This is a genomic window from uncultured Cardiobacterium sp. (assembly GCF_938028825.1).
Taxonomy (GTDB): Bacteria; Pseudomonadota; Gammaproteobacteria; order Cardiobacteriales; family Cardiobacteriaceae; genus Cardiobacterium.
The window spans coordinates 1-15632 of sequence record NZ_CALIZP010000046.1; the positions used below are offsets into that span (position 1 = coordinate 1).

20 protein-coding genes are annotated in these 15632 nt (G+C 60.8%); 5 read left to right on the top strand and 15 right to left on the bottom strand.

The window, feature by feature from the left end; genetic code table 11:
• Together Q0562_RS07030 and Q0562_RS07035 are read left to right on the top strand one after the other, a co-directional pair.
• The coding region (locus tag Q0562_RS07030; protein ID WP_298642995.1) for a peptidoglycan DD-metalloendopeptidase family protein at positions 1 to 989 on the top strand (989 nt) is incomplete at its 5' end.
• 194 nt (positions 990 to 1183) lie between these two features.
• On the top strand, positions 1184 to 1645 hold the full coding sequence (locus tag Q0562_RS07035; RefSeq protein ID WP_298642998.1) for a thioester dehydrase: 462 nt from the start codon (positions 1184 to 1186) through the stop codon (positions 1643 to 1645).
• Positions 1646 to 1727: 82 nt separating this feature from the next.
• Here Q0562_RS07035 and agp read toward each other — a convergent pair whose 3' ends face one another.
• The 15 genes from agp to Q0562_RS07110 all read right to left on the bottom strand — a co-directional run bounded on the left by agp (position 1728) and on the right by Q0562_RS07110 (position 13691).
• On the bottom strand, positions 1728 to 3020 hold the full coding sequence (agp, locus tag Q0562_RS07040; protein ID WP_298643001.1) for a bifunctional glucose-1-phosphatase/inositol phosphatase: 1293 nt from the start codon (positions 3018 to 3020) through the stop codon (positions 1728 to 1730).
• A 97-nt stretch (positions 3021 to 3117) separates the two neighbouring features.
• A complete protein-coding gene (locus Q0562_RS07045; protein ID WP_298643003.1) occupies positions 3118 to 3675 on the bottom strand; it encodes a YfbM family protein in 558 nt (185 codons plus the stop codon).
• Between the two features lie 16 nt (positions 3676 to 3691).
• On the bottom strand, positions 3692 to 4066 hold the full coding sequence (locus tag Q0562_RS07050; RefSeq protein ID WP_298643006.1) for a PilZ domain-containing protein: 375 nt from the start codon (positions 4064 to 4066) through the stop codon (positions 3692 to 3694).
• Complete coding sequence (locus Q0562_RS07055) at positions 4063 to 5010, bottom strand: DNA polymerase III subunit delta' (protein ID WP_298643008.1); 948 nt, start codon at positions 5008 to 5010, stop codon at positions 4063 to 4065. The genes Q0562_RS07050 and Q0562_RS07055 overlap by 4 nt, the downstream gene beginning before the upstream one ends.
• Positions 5011 to 5064: 54 nt before the next feature.
• Positions 5065 to 5679 (bottom strand): dTMP kinase, encoded by a 615-nt coding sequence (gene tmk / locus Q0562_RS07060; protein WP_298643011.1) that lies wholly within the window; start codon positions 5677 to 5679, stop codon positions 5065 to 5067.
• Positions 5676 to 6692: an endolytic transglycosylase MltG gene (gene mltG / locus Q0562_RS07065; RefSeq protein ID WP_298643013.1), complete on the bottom strand. Its 1017-nt coding sequence runs from the start codon at positions 6690 to 6692 to the stop codon at positions 5676 to 5678. Before mltG ends, tmk begins: the two co-directional genes overlap by 4 nt.
• The gene (gene fabF / locus Q0562_RS07070) at positions 6689 to 7960 is read right to left on the bottom strand and encodes a beta-ketoacyl-ACP synthase II (protein WP_298643015.1); all 1272 of its coding nucleotides are present in this window, start codon (positions 7958 to 7960) and stop codon (positions 6689 to 6691) included. The genes mltG and fabF overlap by 4 nt, the downstream gene beginning before the upstream one ends.
• A gap of 74 nt (positions 7961 to 8034) precedes the next feature.
• Complete coding sequence (acpP, locus tag Q0562_RS07075; RefSeq protein ID WP_225756751.1) at positions 8035 to 8271, bottom strand: acyl carrier protein; 237 nt, start codon at positions 8269 to 8271, stop codon at positions 8035 to 8037.
• Positions 8272 to 8346: 75 nt separating this feature from the next.
• On the bottom strand, positions 8347 to 9084 hold the full coding sequence (gene fabG, locus Q0562_RS07080) for a 3-oxoacyl-ACP reductase FabG (protein ID WP_298643016.1): 738 nt from the start codon (positions 9082 to 9084) through the stop codon (positions 8347 to 8349).
• A complete protein-coding gene (gene fabD, locus Q0562_RS07085) occupies positions 9081 to 10016 on the bottom strand; it encodes an ACP S-malonyltransferase (RefSeq protein WP_298643017.1) in 936 nt (311 codons plus the stop codon). Before fabD ends, fabG begins: the two co-directional genes overlap by 4 nt.
• 11 nt (positions 10017 to 10027) lie before the next feature.
• Complete coding sequence (locus Q0562_RS07090; protein WP_298643019.1) at positions 10028 to 10996, bottom strand: beta-ketoacyl-ACP synthase III; 969 nt, start codon at positions 10994 to 10996, stop codon at positions 10028 to 10030.
• Complete coding sequence (gene plsX / locus Q0562_RS07095) at positions 10993 to 12039, bottom strand: phosphate acyltransferase PlsX (RefSeq protein WP_298643021.1); 1047 nt, start codon at positions 12037 to 12039, stop codon at positions 10993 to 10995. Before plsX ends, Q0562_RS07090 begins: the two co-directional genes overlap by 4 nt.
• A gap of 14 nt (positions 12040 to 12053) precedes the next feature.
• A complete protein-coding gene (gene rpmF, locus Q0562_RS07100; RefSeq protein WP_298643022.1) occupies positions 12054 to 12254 on the bottom strand; it encodes a 50S ribosomal protein L32 in 201 nt (66 codons plus the stop codon).
• Positions 12232 to 12642 carry a DUF177 domain-containing protein gene (locus Q0562_RS07105; protein WP_298643024.1) on the bottom strand — a complete coding sequence of 137 codons (411 nt, stop codon included), beginning with the start codon at positions 12640 to 12642 and terminating at the stop codon, positions 12232 to 12234. The genes rpmF and Q0562_RS07105 overlap by 23 nt, the downstream gene beginning before the upstream one ends.
• Before the next feature lie 176 nt (positions 12643 to 12818).
• The gene (locus Q0562_RS07110; RefSeq protein WP_298643026.1) at positions 12819 to 13691 is read right to left on the bottom strand and encodes a serine hydrolase; all 873 of its coding nucleotides are present in this window, start codon (positions 13689 to 13691) and stop codon (positions 12819 to 12821) included.
• 159 nt (positions 13692 to 13850) lie between these two features.
• Here Q0562_RS07110 and Q0562_RS07115 point away from each other — a divergent pair, with 159 nt between their 5' ends.
• From Q0562_RS07115 to Q0562_RS07125, 3 genes are read left to right on the top strand one after another with little or no spacing between them, the layout of a single operon-like run.
• Entirely contained in the window at positions 13851 to 14666 is an 816-nt protein-coding gene (locus Q0562_RS07115; protein WP_298643028.1) for a hypothetical protein, read from the top strand.
• 8 nt (positions 14667 to 14674) lie between these two features.
• Positions 14675 to 15154, top strand: a complete 480-nt coding sequence (locus tag Q0562_RS07120) for a hypothetical protein (protein ID WP_298643030.1) — start codon at positions 14675 to 14677, stop codon at positions 15152 to 15154.
• Positions 15136 to 15618: a hypothetical protein gene (locus Q0562_RS07125; RefSeq protein WP_298643032.1), complete on the top strand. Its 483-nt coding sequence runs from the start codon at positions 15136 to 15138 to the stop codon at positions 15616 to 15618. Before Q0562_RS07120 ends, Q0562_RS07125 begins: the two co-directional genes overlap by 19 nt.
• The last annotated feature ends 14 nt before the right edge of the window (positions 15619 to 15632 follow it).

Sequence of the window (15632 nt, forward strand, 5' to 3'; positions counted from 1 at the left end):
CAACACCGCAAACCCCATCCAGCGAAACAAAGCCCGCAATCCCGCCCGGCAGCACAACACCGCAAACCCCATCCAGCGAAACAAAGCCCGCAATCCCGCCCGGCAGCACAACGCCGCAAACCCCGCCGGGCGGCGAAAAGCCGCAAGCCTCGGCAGGCAGTGACGAAAAAACCATCGAAAGCAAAGGTGATTTCCACAAGCACTACCGCAGCTTCCGCGCCGTCGGCAACCAGTGGCAACACATTGCAAAAAGCGACCTCAACCCCGTCCTCATCAAACAACTCGAACCGCTGCAACACAAAATTGAGGACGAAGCCATCAGCACCGTCGAAATCCTCTACAGTACCTACACCAAAGACGGCAAAACCAATCCCGAAAACAGCAAAATCATCGCCGCCCGCCTGCGCGAAGGCCGCTACACCTACACCTATTACGCCCGCTTCGAAGGCAAAAACATCTGGTACTACGACCGCGAAGGTAACGCGCCGGAAGTGGCGATGGACCGCATCCCGCTCGATCACTACGACCACATCAGCTCGCCGTTTGACCCCGCCCGCGTCCACCCCATCACCCACATCATCCGCCCGCACGAAGGCACTGACTTTAAGGCGGCACACGGCTCCCCTGTGCGCGCCACCGGTGACGGCATCGTCAACTACGCGGGCTGGCGCGGCGGCTACGGCCGCGTCGTCATCATCGACCACGCCAACGGATACCAGACCCGCTACGCCCACCTCTCCGACCTCGACGTCGAAACCGGACAAGAAGTCGCGCGCGGCCAGACCGTCGGCCGCCTCGGCAACAGCGGCATGAGTACCGGTAGCCACCTGCACTATGAAGTCCGCATCAACGACATCCCCTACGACCCAATGACCGTACAACTGCCGGAAAACAAACCGCTCCCCGAAAGCTACAAAGACGCCTGGCGCTACCGCTGCACACAATACGAACGCGAAATGACGGAGATTGCCAAAGGCGGCAGGAAATGACCGCAGCGGCGGCCGGACACGGCGGCAAAAACACCGCTGCACGGGTTCCCGCCGCCTGAAACGGCTATAAAACGGTGTCGCAGGGTGGGCTTTGCCCCACCATCCGCATGGTTCCGGCGGGCGACCGCCCGCCCTGCGGCAAGTTTTTTCTGATTTTGGTATTCGCTGTTGAACTTATATATGGCCGCTTCCCCATGAAAACCCCTATCACTCCCGCCGCCCCGCTTCTGCCGCACAGCGGCCGCATGGTGCTCATCGATCGCGTCCTCAGCTACGACGCGCAGCATATCACCACCGAAACCGATGTTACCGGCGACAACATCTTTGCCGTGCATGACCGCCTGCCCGCTTGGGCCTGTCTCGAAATCATGGCGCAAGCCATCGGCGCCCTGGCGGGGGCGCTGGCCGTGGATGCGGGCGAACCCGTGCGTCTCGGCTATCTGCTCGGCACCCGCAGGCTGACCCTGCACCACGGCGACCTGCCACTGCCCGCGACCCTGCGCGTCGAAGCCCGGGAATCAACGCGCGACGCGACCGGTTTCGGCGTCTTCGACTGCTGTCTCTATCACGGTGAAATGCGCCTCGCCGAGGCGGCGCTGAATGTCTATACCCCGCCGGACGGCCATGTGCCGCCGCCCGCCGTTTCGCGCGAATAGCGCGTGCACGGGGGTAATGCGGTCCGCCTGCCCCGGACAGCAAAAATCCCCGCGCAGGCGGGGATTTTCCGGGGAATGCCGCTCAGGGTTTGAGGGCGGCGTCGGCGATGCGGTTGAAGTCTTCCATCGGACAGTAGCCGTTGGCGTCGGTCGGGCAGTCTTTGAGGGTGAGGGTAACGCGCTGCGGCGGGTTTTCCTCGTCCAGCACACTGTCGTCGCGCAGTTGTTGGGTGCTCTGGTAGAGGTACTCGATTTTCAGCAACGCCTTGCCGTCTTTGTCGCGCCACTGTTCAAACAGTACTTTGCCGCTGATCGGTGTTTTTTCGTACTGCTCGGGCAGTTGGTAGGGCGCGGTATTGAGCAATGCCAGCAATGAGGCGACATTGGAGTCGTGGCCAACCAGCAGCACGGTGCGCGCTTTTTGCGCGTCCTTGATGAGCGGGTGGTCGTAGCCGTGGTCGGCAAAGCTGTTCTGGATGAAGGCCAGCAGCGGTGAAGCGGTTTCTTTGGCGAGCACCGGCGAGGTGAAGAGGACATCGGTGTAGATGTTTTTGAGATCCACGATGGCCTGCCATTCGTCAGCGGTCTTGATTTTGCCCCAGGCGACATCCGCTTCCGGGTAGCCTTCGTAATATTGCAGGATGAAGCTGTCTGCCGCGCCGGTACCGTTACGCAGCGGGCCTTTGGTGCCGGGTTCTTTGTCCTGCGCGAAGCTCAGGCTGTTTTTGATTTTGTCGAGGTCGCACTGTTTTTCTTTTTCGCAGGTGGCGGAATGGTCGTAATCCAGCACGTTTTCGAGGATTTGGTAGTTTTTCGCAAGGCGTTGGTTGATGTTTGCGAAACCGCCTGCACCGAGCATGTCGTCGATGGATTTTTCCGCTTTGGCGGTGAAGGCGGCGTCAACGGGACTGCGCACGATGGGGTTGAAGGTGTTGTCCATCTTGCCCACTTCTTCGAGGTTGTGCACGGGCAGGTCGCAGCCGGGGAAGGCGCCTTTGACGAAGTTTTTGCCGGTGTCGATGGTGCGCGGCAGGCTGTTGGCGTAGATGAGGAGATCGTCTTTGCTCGGGCAGGTGTCTTTGGCGGTGAGCCCGGTGTCGTCGAGCCAGGTGCGGACGTAGTGGGCGATACGGGTTTCGAGTTCGCCGCCGCGTGCGGTGAGGTGGCCGCCTTCGGCCTGCCAGCTCGGCCAGGTGTGCGGGGTGGCTTCCGCCAGCGCGCTGCCGTAGCCGATGAGCGGGGCGCGGATGCCGTGGCGGCTGAGGATGACGGTTTTTTCGAGTGTGTATCCGTCCGGCACAGCCGTGGTATCCGCCTGGGCGCTCGTGGCGATGGTCGCGGCAGCAAGGGCGGTGATGAGGAGGGTCTTTTGCATGGTGAGCTCCAGTTTTTGGATTGGCAACGATAAAGGGCGGTAAGGGATGTGAGGTCATCCTTTACCGCCCTTTGGTTCTGGCTGGTGGTTTGTCCGTTTAGTTGAGAAAGCTGATGACGGCCTGTTGTTGTGCGGCGGCTTCGGTGTAGAAAGCTTGCAGTTCGTCGAAGTAGTCAAGCAGGTATTGCAAGGCTTCTTCGCCGTCCCTGCGCCATATGATGCCCGGATAGACATCGCCCATTGCTGCGGGGTTATAGTTTCGGCGCAGTTCGCCTTTTTGGATAGCCGCGAGGCGCGCGGCAAGGGCAGCGGTTTCGGCAACGGTGCGGTAATGCACATAACCGTACTCCCAGTCCTCATTCTTTTCTTCATCAATGATGTCACCGCTCAGGATGGCGCGCGCAAGGTTATCGGGGTTGCTCAAATCGGTTGTGGCGATACCACTGCCGCTCAACAGATAGATGAGTCCGTCCCAGGATTTGTCCAAATAGAGTGATTCGGCGGATGCTTCCCCGGCTGCCCGATGGGCATCAAGGTCGGCATCCGCTTGTTCATCGTCTTCTAAAAAAAGGTCGGCATCCAGTTGTCCACTGTCTGCAAGATAAGCGTCCAGTTTTGCCGCAGGGATGCGCAGCAGGTTGGCAATTATGCCCATTGTCTATGCTTCCGTATTACATGGTGGCGGTCGGCAGCCCGCTGGTCAGCGCTTTACCGAGGCCCGCTTCGATGATTTCGCGGATACGCGGCGCTTCTTTGCCCCGGAGCTGGACACCGACGCCGGGCATGCGGCGCGCAGCTTTTTTTGGCGGGTTGAGCCAGACGATGCGGCCGGAGGCGGCGAATTTGCCGAGATCGCCCGGCAGTTTGAGGAAGATGAAGACTTCCTGTTCGAGTTTGTAGGTTTCTGTGGTGGGGACGAAGATGCCGCAGCCGTCCACGTAGGGCATGTAGTACTGGTAGAGGTCTTTGAGGTCGTCGATGTTGATTTTGATGACGCCCTGTTTGAGTTTGGATTGGCCTTGGGCGGCAGGTTGTTCGGTGCTCATAGTGTCAGGTTCCTTTTGTCGTAGGTTTCCAGCAGCAGGGCCTTGATGTTGAGGGTTTGCCCGATTTGCTGCCGGTCCGGGCGGCGCAGTTCGCTGAGGCGTGCGTTCAGGGTATGCAGGCGGTTCAGGTCGAGTCCTTGCAGGGCTGCGTCGTATTCGCGCAGGCGATTGTGCCAACTTTGCTCATGAGTGTCCAGTTGGCGGTAGGCGATGATGGCGTGCAGCTGGTTTTGCAGGTAGTCGTTGCTCTGGTTGTCTTTCAGGCGGTCAAGGCGGTGCAGGTAGGCGGTGGCCGTCTGCGGGCGGGCAAGGTAGGCGATGAGTTCGCCGATGCCGGTCATGGGATCGGGGGCGTCGGGGTTGGCGGCGGCACGGTGCGGGTCGTCGTGGTGCAGGTTGAGCGCGGCATCGGCTTGTTCAGGGGTAAAGCGATAGGCGGCAATCAGCCAGTCGCGCGCCTGCTCGCGTGTGGGCTTGGGCAGGGTGACGATGTGGCTGCGGCTGAGGATGGTCGCTTTCACGGCGCGGCGGTTGGTGGCGCCGAGAATGAAGCGGCTGTGTGCGGGCGGTTCTTCGAGGGTTTTCAGCAGGGCATTCAGCGCGTAGGGGTTGTAGTTGTCGATGGCGCCGAGGTAGGTGATGCGCCACCGGCCAATGGCGGGGGTGGTCTGCACGCTGTCGCCGATGGTGCGGATGTCTTCGATTTTGCAGGGTTCGAGATAGCTCGCAGTGTCGGGATGGGTACCTTGGGCGAGCAGGTGGCAGCTTTTGCAGCGGCCGCAGGGGCGGGCGGCAGGATCAAGGCAGAGGGCGCGGTGGATGATGGCGTGTGCCATGTCGTCGGCGTTGCCGCGCTGCGGGTCGAGCAGGAGCAGGGTGGCGGGCAGGTTGTCGGCGAGGCGGTCGAGGCCGCGATAGTGCAGGTCGGTCCAAGGCAGGGGCATGGTATTTGCTGGGGTTGGGGCTGGGGGATGTTTTTTCGCCTGGCGGTTGCCGTTTCAGGGGAGCAGGGCTTCGAGGTGCGGACGGATGCGGGCGAAGACGGTATCCGGGTCGCCTTCGCCGTCAATCCAGCGGGCGTGGGATGCGGCGGCGCGGGCGCGGTAACCGGCGGCGACACGTTCGTGGAAGGCGCTGTTTTCGCTTTCAAAGCGGTCGGCGCTTTGTCCGCGTGCGGCGAGGCGGTCGCAGGCGATGGCACTGCTACTGCCGAGGATGAGGCTGAGGTCGGGCTCGCGATCGGTGCCGCTTATGGCTTCGAGGGCGGCGATGGTGGCGGCAGGGATGCCACGCCCGTAGTGCTGGTAGGCGTAGGTGGCGTCGCGGTAGCGGTCGCTGATGTACCACGCGCCGCGCGCGAGGCAGGGCAGGATGGTTTGTTCGAGGTGGGCGCGGCGGGCGGCGAGGATGAGCAGCAGTTCGCTGACGGGGTCGGCACGGGTGGCGGGGTCAAGCAGGATGGCGCGCAGTCGTTCGCCGAAGGGGGTACCGCCCGGCTCGCGGCCAAAGCGGGCTTCGAGGTGTTGCGCACTGCACCACGCGCGGATGTGGGCGAGCTGGGTGGTTTTGCCGACGCCTTCGCCGCCATCGAGCGTGATGAAGCGGCCGGTCATGGTTTGTTTTGTTGTTGTTTTTTCAGGTAGTCGGCGACGGCCTGCTGGTGTTCTTCGTAGCTGGCGCTGAAGGTGTGGCCGCCGGTGCCGTCGGCGACGAAGTAGAGGCTGTCGCCGTCGGTGGGGTGCAATGCCGCTTCGATGCTGGCTTTGCCGGGCAGGGCGATAGGGGTCGGCGGCAGCCCTTTGTTGATGTAGGTGTTGTAGGGGGTGTCGGTTTGCAGGTGTTTGCGGGTGAGGTCGCCGTGATAGTCTGCCGCGCCGTAGATGACGGTGGGGTCGGTTTGCAGCAGCATGTTTTTTTGCAGGCGGCGGATGAAGACGCCTGATATTTGCGGACGTTCGGCAGCGACGCCGGTTTCTTTTTCGATGATGGAGGCAAGGATAAGCGCTTCGTAAGGGCTGGCAAGCGGCAGTCCTTCGGCGCGCTGCGACCAGGCTTGTTCGAGGGTGCGCTGCATTTCGCCGTACATGCGTTTGAGCATGTCGAGGTCTGTCGTGCCTCGATTGAATTGGTAGGTCTCAGGCAGGAACCAGCCTTCGGGGTTGCCATTGAGCCCGAGCAGGGCGGCGATTTCTTCGTCGCTTTTGTCGTTCAGGGTGTGTTCGAGGCCGGCGGTGTGTTTGAGGGTGTCGCGCAGCTCTTTGAAGGTTTTGCCTTCGACGACGGTCACGCTGTACACCACGACTTTGCCGTTGGTGATGTCGTTGATGAGCGAGGGCAGGGTGGCGTTTTCGTCTATGCGGTAATCGCCTGCCTTGATGTTGGCGGCTTGCGGGTTGAGGCGGGCGTAGAGCGGCAGTACCCAGTCGCTGCCGCTGATGACACCGCGCCGGATGAGTTCGCGGTTAAGACTTACCAGGGTGTCGCCGCGTTTGACGGTGATGATGCCGTCGCCTTCGGCGACAAGCGGGGTGTTCAGGGTTTTCTGGTATTGCAGGTAGAAGATACCCGCGCCCCAGGCGGCGAGCAGGATGAGGGTGAGGAAGAGGTTGAGCAGCAGGCGTTTCATGACGGGTACCGCCGGAAGAGGATGCTGGCGTTGGTGCCGCCGAAGCCGAAGGAGTTGGACAGGGCGGTGTCGATGGGCATCGGGCGGGCCTTGTGCGGGACATAGTCAAGGTCGCAGCCTTCACCGGGGGTGTCGAGATTGATGGTCGGCGGGGCGATTTGGTCGCGCAGGGCGAGCAGGGTGAAGATGGCTTCGAGGCCGCCCGCCGCGCCGAGGGTGTGCCCGGTCATGGATTTGGTGCTGCTGACGGCGAGGCGGTAGGCGTGGTCGCCGAAGGCTTTTTTGATGGCGCGGGTTTCGGCGATGTCGCCCGCCGGGGTCGAGGTGCCGTGGGCGTTGATGTAGTGCACGGCATCGGGGGCGATGCCCGCGTCGGCAAGGGCGAGGACCATGCAGCGTGCCGCGCCGGAGCCGTCTTCGCGTGGGGCGGTCATGTGGTAGGCATCCGAGCTCATGCCCATGCCGATGATTTCGCCGTGGATGGCGGCGCCGCGCGCGAGGGCATGCGGCAGGGATTCGAGGACGATGACGCCTGCACCGTCGCCGAGGACGAAGCCGTCGCGGTCTTTGTCCCACGGGCGTGAGGCCTGTTCGGGGGCATCGTTGCGGGTGGACAGTGCCTTGGCAGCGGCAAATCCGGCGATGCCCATATCGTTGCCGGCGCTTTCGGCACCGCCGGCGATCATGACGTCGGCGTCGCCCGTCTGGATCATGCGGTAGGCCTGGGCGATGGAATGGGTGGCGCTGGCGCAGGCGGTGACGGTGGCAAGTGTCGCGCCGGTGATGCCGTAGTGAATGGAGATGTTGCCTGCGATCATGTTGATGATGTTGCGCGGCACATAGAAAGGCGAAACGCGCCGCGCGCCGCGTTCGAGAAATTCACGGTAGCCGTCCAGGGTGCCGGGCAGACCGCCGATGCCGGAACCGATGATGATGCCGGTGCGCTCGCGCAGGGTGAGGTTGTGCGTGTAATCCAGTCCGCTGTCGGTGATGGCGTCCACCGCTGCGGCGTAGCCGTAGTGGATGAAGCTGTCCATTTTGCGGGCTTCTTTGGGGTCGAGGTAGCGGCTGAGGTCAAATCCCTGCACGGCCCCGCGAAAACGCACGGGCAGTGCCGACGGGTCATAATCGGTGATGGGGGCGATGCCGCTTTTGCCGGCGAGGATGTTCGCCCATGCGTCGGCGATGCTGCTGCCGACGGGGCTGACGATGCCCATGCCGGTCACGACGACACGAGGTATGGCTCTGTGGGTGGTTTGTTGCGTCATGTGTTTCTGCCGTTGGGGGATGGATATAAAAAAGCCACAGCAGCAATACTACCGTGGCTCGTTTTTCGACCCGCTTAGCTGTTGGCTTTGACGTAGTCGATAGCGGTTTGCACGGTGGTGATTTTTTCGGCGTCTTCGTCGGGGATTTCGCAGTCAAATTCTTTTTCCAGCGACATGACGAGTTCTACGAGATCAAGGGAATCGGCGCCAAGGTCGTCAATGAAGGCGGCCTCCGGCTTGACCTGCGCTTCGTCAACGCTCAGTTGTTCCGCGATCACTTTGATGACGCGTTCTTCGATTGAATTACTCATGGTGTGTGTTTTCCTAGGTTGTGATTGAGGGGTTGCATTGTAAAAGGTTCGGGGGGTGTTTGCCACAAAGCGGCTTTATACCATGTACATGCCGCCGTTGACGTTGATGGTCTCGCCGGTGATGTAGTCCGCCTGGGCGAGAAAGAGGACGGCGTCGGCCACGTCTTCGACCCGGCCGAGTTTGGCCAGCGGGATGTGTGCGGTAAGTTGGGCTTTTTGTTCTTCCGGCAGTTTGTCGGTCATGTCGGTCCGGATAAAGCCGGGGGCGACGCAGTTGACGGTGATGCCGCGTGAGCCGACCTCGCGTGCCAGCGATTTGGTAAAGCCGATAAGCCCGGCTTTGGTGGCGGCGTAGTTGGTTTGCCCGGCGTTGCCCATGATGCCGACGACCGAGGTGATGTTGATGATGCGCCCGCTGCGGGCTTTCATCATGTCGCGCAACACGGCTTTGCTGAGGCGGTACACGCTGCTCAGGTTGGTATCGATGACGTTGTCCCATTCTTCGGGTTTCATCCGCATCAGCAGGTTGTCCCGGGTGATGCCGGCGTTGTTGACGAGGATGCCGACGGGGGCAAATTCGTCGACAATGTTTTTGATCAGGGTTTCAACGGCGTCGTTGTCGTTGACCAGCAGTTTTTTGCCGCTGCCCCGATAGCCGTTTTCCGCAATGTGGCGGCTGATGGCTTCCGCGCCGCTGTCACCGGTGGCAGTGCCGATGACGGTGGCACCCTCCCGGGCGAGGGTGTCAAGGATGGCGCGGCCGATGCCACGGCTGGCTCCGGTGATGAGGGCGACTTGGTTGTGCAGGTTCATGCGGTCTCCAGGGCTTGTTGCACGGCGGCAACGCTGTCGGGATGGTCGAAGGCAATGGTACGCAGGTTTTTGTCGATGCGTTTGTTCAGCCCGGTGAGGACTTTGCCGGGTCCGGCTTCTATGAAAAGGTCAACGCCACGTGCGGCAAGCGCCTTGATGCAGTCCACCCAGCGTACGGGCTGGTAGAGTTGCGCGCCGAGGGCGGCTTCAATGCCTGTTGCGCTGTCACGCGGTTTGGCATCCACGTTGTGAATGATGGTGGCGCCGGGGGTTTGCCAGTGGATTTTGTTGAGATGCAGGCCGAGTTGCGCCGCAGCGGCACGCATCAGTTCGCAGTGCGACGGAACGCTGACGGCAAGCGGAATGGCGCGCTTGGCCCCCGCCTGCTTGGCGGCTTCGATGGCGGCGGCGACGGCTTTGGCCTCCCCGGCGATGACGACTTGCCCGGGAGAATTGAAGTTGGCTGCGCTGACTTTGCCGGGGGTGCGGTTGCAGACGGCGACGACGTCTTCGTCGTCAAGGCCGAGGATGGCAGCCATCGCACCTTCACCCGGCGCAACGGCGTCCTGCATAATTCTGCCGCGCATATGCACCAGCTGGACCGCTTCGGCAAAGGTCATGGCCCCTGCCGCACAGAGGGCGGTGTATTCGCCGAGGGAATGGCCTGCCATGCAGGCGGCGTTGACACCGCAGGTATCGCGCAGGATGTCGGCGCAGGCGACACCGGCGGCAAGCAGGGCGGGTTGGGTGATGGCGGTTTGATCCAGCTGGCCGTTCGGGTTTTCCTGGGCGATGTGCCATAAATCCAGGCCGAGGACTTCGGATGCCTCGGCAAAACGGCGCTGTATGACAGGATAGACTGCGGCCAGTTCTTTAAGCATACCGGCACTTTGCGAACCCTGCCCGGGGAAAATGAGTGCGATGGTGGTCATATCCGCTCCTCTCAGTAGGTGATGATGCTGCCGCCCCAAACGAATCCGCCGCCGAAGGCTTCCAGCAGCAGTTTGTGGCCGCGCCGTATCGTACCGTTTTTGATGCCGTAGTCCAATGCCAGCGGGATGGAAGCGGCGGAGGTGTTGGCGTGTTCGGCAACAGTGAGGATGACTTTTTCCATCGGCAGGTTGAGGTGTTCTGCGGTCGCCTTGATGATGCGCAGGTTGGCCTGATGCGGGATGAGGAAGTCGAGGTCTTCCGGCTGCATGGCGTGCTGTTCGAGCAGCTCGGTGACGAGGCCGGCCAGGGTGCGGACGGCAACTTTGAAGACTTCGCGCCCTTCCATGTGGATGAAGGGCAGGCGATCGGCGAGACTGTCGGCCGGGGAACCGCTGCCGCGCGGCACCAGCAGCAGGTCTTTGTAGCGACCGTCGCTGTGCAGGATACTGCCGTGGATACCGGGATCGTCCGAGGCTTCGAGGATGACGGCACCGGCTCCGTCGCCAAAGAGGATGGCGGTACTGCGGTCGCTCCAGTCCAGGATGTTGCTGAAGACTTCCGCACCAATGACCAGGGCGCGTTTGCTGCTGCCCGCGCGGATGAAATTGTCGGCGGTGGCAAGGGCAAATACGAAACCGGAACAGGCCGCCTGCATGTCGAAAGCAGGGATATTGCCGCAGCCGAGGCGCATTTGCAGTTGGCTGGCGTTGCTGGGGAAGAGGTGTTCCGGGGTGGAAGTGGCAACAATGATGAGGTCGATTGTGGCGGGATCTATGTCTGCCGTTTGCAGGGCGTCGCGGGCGGCGTAATAGGCAAGATCGGTGCTGCTCTCGTCGGCGGCGGCGATATGGCGCTGCTCTATGCCGGTGCGGGCGCGTATCCACTCGTCGGATGTGTCCATCCGCTCGGCGAAGTCGTGGTTGGTCATGACTTGCTGCGGCAGATAGCTGCCGGTGCTGAGTATGGTGCTGTATTTCATGCAGGAATATCTTCTGCCGGGGCGGGCGGTTGTTGCCCGTCCAGTTGTTTGCGGATGTGGCCGATGATGCCGTTGGTGATTTCCAGCCGCGCCACATTGATGGCATTGGCAAAAGCGAAGGCGTCGGCGTTGCCGTGGCTTTTGATGACGATGCCCTGCAACCCGAGCAGGGTGGCGCCGTTGTAGGTGCGCGGATCAATGCGGCGTTTGGTGCGGCGCAGTACCGGCAGGGCGAAGAGGGCGGCAATTTTGCTGCATATGCTGCGCCGGAATTCTTGTTCGAGTGTGGTCTGGATGTATTTGGCGATACCTTCGACGGATTTCAGGGCAACATTGCCGACAAAGCCGTCGCAGACCACAATGTCAAGATGTTCTTTGAGAAAGATATCGTTGCCTTCGACGAAACCGCAGTAGTTGAGACCGGTTTGTTCCAGCAATTTGCTGGTTTCCTTGACGATGTCGTTGCCCTTGATGGCTTCTTCGCCGATGTTGAGCAGGCCGACGATGGGGCGGGGTTTTTCATCCACCGCCTTGACCAGTTCCGAACCCATGACGGCAAACTGCACCAGTTGCTCCGGTTTGGCGTCCACGTTGGCACCAAGATCCAGCCAGTGCACATGACCGCCGCGCGACGGCACCACGGCACAGATGGCAGGACGCGAGATGCCGGGAAGCATTTTCAGGATGTAGCGACTGCTCGCCATCAGGGCTCCGGTGTTACCCGCGCTGACGCAGGCTTGTGCATCGCCGTCACGTACCGCCTCGATGGCTTTCCACATGGAAGAGTCGGTTTTGTGACGCAGGACGGCAGCAGGCGCTTCGTCCATGGCGACAACCTGGGTCGTGTGGCGGATACGGATACGCCCGCCATCAATGGCGGGAAAAGCTTTGTGGGTGCGGATGGCGCTTTCATCGCCGACGATCAGGATATGAACGTCGGTATGCCGCTTCTGGATGAGGGCGATAGCGGTCAGGGTAACGTCCAGACCGATATCGCCGCCCATTGCATCAATGGCAATGACGGGCGGCTTGTGCGTGCTCATGGCGCGGGCGGGATTTATTCTTCGATGTCAATCTGTTTTTTGCTGGTGCGGAAGATGACCTGACGGCCGCGATAGAAACCGTCTTTGGTGACATGGTGGCGTAGATGGCGCTCGCCGCTGGTGCGGTCGGTGGAAATGGTTTTGCCGGTGAGGGCATCGTGGGAGCGGCGCATGCCGCGCTTGGAAGGGGTTTTACGATTCTGTTGAACGGCCATGAGGATTCTCCTTAGCTTCCAGTAAGTCTTTCAAAGCCGCAAACGGATTGTGGCGCGCACCTGCCTGCGGCAGGGGGACTTGCGCGCCGGTCTGCGGCAGGCTGCAATCATCGTGCTTGGCAATCATCGGCATTGCCAGCAGGACTTCTTCTTCAATAAACCACGCCAAGTCAAGCTCGTCTCCGGCGCAAATCAGGGTTTCGCTGCCGTCGGCCACCTTGTCTTCCAGGGATTGATCCCGAATCAGGACATAATCAAAGTCATGGGCGACTGCCAGCGCCATCGCTTCCAGACAACGCTGGCATTCGGTATGCAGAATGGTGCGGACATTACCGCGTAAACGGGATTGTCCGTGCCTGTCGATGCGGCCTTCAAGGGTGTAGTGCACGACATCATCATGCGTTCCCGTCCATTGTCGCAGGGTTTCGGTCTCTGCCAGAGGCAGCGTACCGGCATCGCTACAACGGTTTTTGGCATATGCCCAAGGGTCAAAAAGCCGCCGGGGCGGGGTCGTAGGGGCGCGCATCATACTCTCAACATTTTGGGCTGTCAAAATGATAAATCCTAGCCAATCCGATGGTTGGCGGCGAAATGCAGGTACACGATATCCGAAATCTCGCGGATGACGTTACTGCGGCTGGTGATCCAGCCCGAATAATTCCCCGCCGGATTGCCCTTTTCGATAATCGCCGAAATCGTGTAGGGATAACTGCGACCGTTGGCCTTGCATTCGATGATGCCGAAATTGCCGCAGAGCATGGCGGTGGAGCCGGTCTTGTCGTACACCGTGGCCGTTTGCGGCACGAACTGCGTTTTCGAGCGGATGCGGTCGGGGTTGGGGATGGACATGATCTGTTTCAAGAACTGCGCGCCGGGCAGCTGGTTTGCCCACAGGGCGCGGAGGAAGCGGTCGTAATCGGCGGCGGAGGCGCGGTTGCGGTAGGTGCGGCCCTGGGCGGGAATATTCTCGACAATCTGGATATTGCGGAAAATCTGCGGAGCCTGTTTCTTCAGCATCCACTGCACACTTTCCGGCCCGCCGAGACGCTTGAAAATATGGTTGGTGAACTCGTTGTTGCTGGCAACCACCATGCCGCGCATCTCGCTTTGTACCCGCTCGCTCATCGGATAGAGGGCGGCGTCCTTCATGAAGTGGGTCAGCAGATAGGCCTGGATGACGAACGGCTTGACCAGGCTGGCGCATTGCAGCGGTGTATTGGCATTGATTTGCGCCAGCGGGCGGTTGGCAACCAGATCGTGCACCAGCCAGGCGGTGCGTTCATCAGCAGCGAGGCGGCCTTCCGCGCGCAACTGCTGCACGCGTTTATTGATGGCCTGTTCCAGCTCGGTGGCGGCATATGCGGGAGAAAGCGGCAGGGCGGCACCGAGGCCGAGCATACCGCTGCGGCTCAGGAATTGACGTTTGGTGAGTAACATGGCAATGGATAAACAAACAGTAACGTAGGCGGTCATTTTAACAAAGCGGCTGTGCCTCGGCGCCAAAAATCATGTACATGGCACGACAAAATTTTTGCCACGAACCGCGCCCCGGGCTCGCTTACAATATTGCCCTTCATTCACCCACCGGAATAAATTATGACTGACCTGAGTCTCAACCTCCCCGACAAGCGACTGAAAATGAAAGGCATCTTTGCAACTTCGCTGCCGCGTCTTGCCTTCGGCATCCCCTTCGCCCTGATTTTTGCCGCCGGATTCTTGTGGTGGTCTTACCTTTCGGGGCAGGACATCTATGCCGACTATCAGATTGGCCGCGCCCACCACATTCTGCCGGATGCCCGTATTGACGGCGAATGCGAAACACATAAGGCCGTGTTTACCACCTGCAAAGTCACCATCCGCGACGGTGGCAAAAGCTGGGAGAAACGTTTCTTCTTCATCGATTTCAGCACGGAAAAGAATTTCACCGTGCAGGCCATCGCTTCCGATAGCGATCCCAATCAAGTCACCCTCGACCTCGCCGCCGGCAAAGTCATGAACCGCGCCCTGCTGGATGCGGCGATTGCCGCCATCGGCCTCATCCTCATCTACTTCACCCTGCGCGCCATATTCGTCAACCTGCCGCGCTTCCTTGCCCTCCTGCGCGGGCTGAACCGTGCCGAGGCGCAGCCGTGGCAACTGACCACGGTGGATGCCGCCGTTAAGAATAACCGCCTCACCCACTTCATGGCCGACATCAACGGCACGGAATGCCGCATCAACATCGATCTCGGCAAGAAAATGCGGCCGTGGGTGGTGGAGGCAAGCGGCGACACCGCCCGCCTCCTCGCCTTTGCCCCTGCTGACGGCGGCGCAGCGGTGCCGTTTGACCGCCAACTGAAAACCATCGGCGGCCTCAGCAAAAGCGAGCGGCAGGCGCTGATTGCCAAGCTTGAGCGCATCAGCGGCGATTAAACGCCCGCATGGAAATCATCGAGATCGAATTGCCCGCCCGGCCGCTAAAAATCAGGCGGTTCGGGCGTTATTCCTTTCTTTTCCACGAATTGATGGTTCTGCTGCTGCTCTGCCTGATTTTTTACCTCGGCATGGCAAATGTCCAGTCGTACCGCGACATTTACCATGACTATCAAGCGCGGCATACCGCCATACCGCTGGCAGAAGCAGCCGTTTCCGGCAAGCGGGAAACCGGCATTTTCAGCACGAATTACCGCTACACCGTGCACTACAAGGGCATCAGTATAAAAGGGGATTTCAGCTATCTCGGCAGGATGGCGGATGCCCCGGATGTGCAGGCTGTCCGGCTGATGGATGCGCGAGGAAGCCGCATCACCATTGACCATGCCCTGGAAACCCTGACGCTGCGCCTCTTCTATGTGGTTGGGCATCGTGCTGCATTCTGCTGTTCCTGTTCACACCGGCCCTTATGTTTTTTATTAACCTGAGGCGACAACGGATACTGGCTGGGGCGCTGAACCGTCGCGGTGCCTACCCGTGGCGGCTGACCGTCGTGGATGTGCTGGAGCTGGGCGGCATCAGCTATTTCCCCAGCATCAACGGCACGCCCCGCCGCGTGCTGCTGGCATTTGACAAAAAGCAGAGCCTGCCGTGGTGGTATGTCGAACAGGACGCCATGCCGCTGACACTGCTCGCCGCGTACGACAAAGACCTGCACATCGAAGACCCGTTCAAAGACAGCCCCGCCGCCATCCGGCAGGCGGTAAAAAACCATTTACCCGTTAAACGTATCCTTGCCTTTGCCCCCAAAGACGGCAGCGAGACCGTACCCTTTGACACCGAACTCAGCAACATCGGCCGCCTGCGGCGCGCCGAACGCAAAGCCCTCATCGCTGCCGTGGCAGACATCGCAGCGGCCTACTCCACCATCGTTTACAAAGGAATTCCATGACGACGACCGACGAC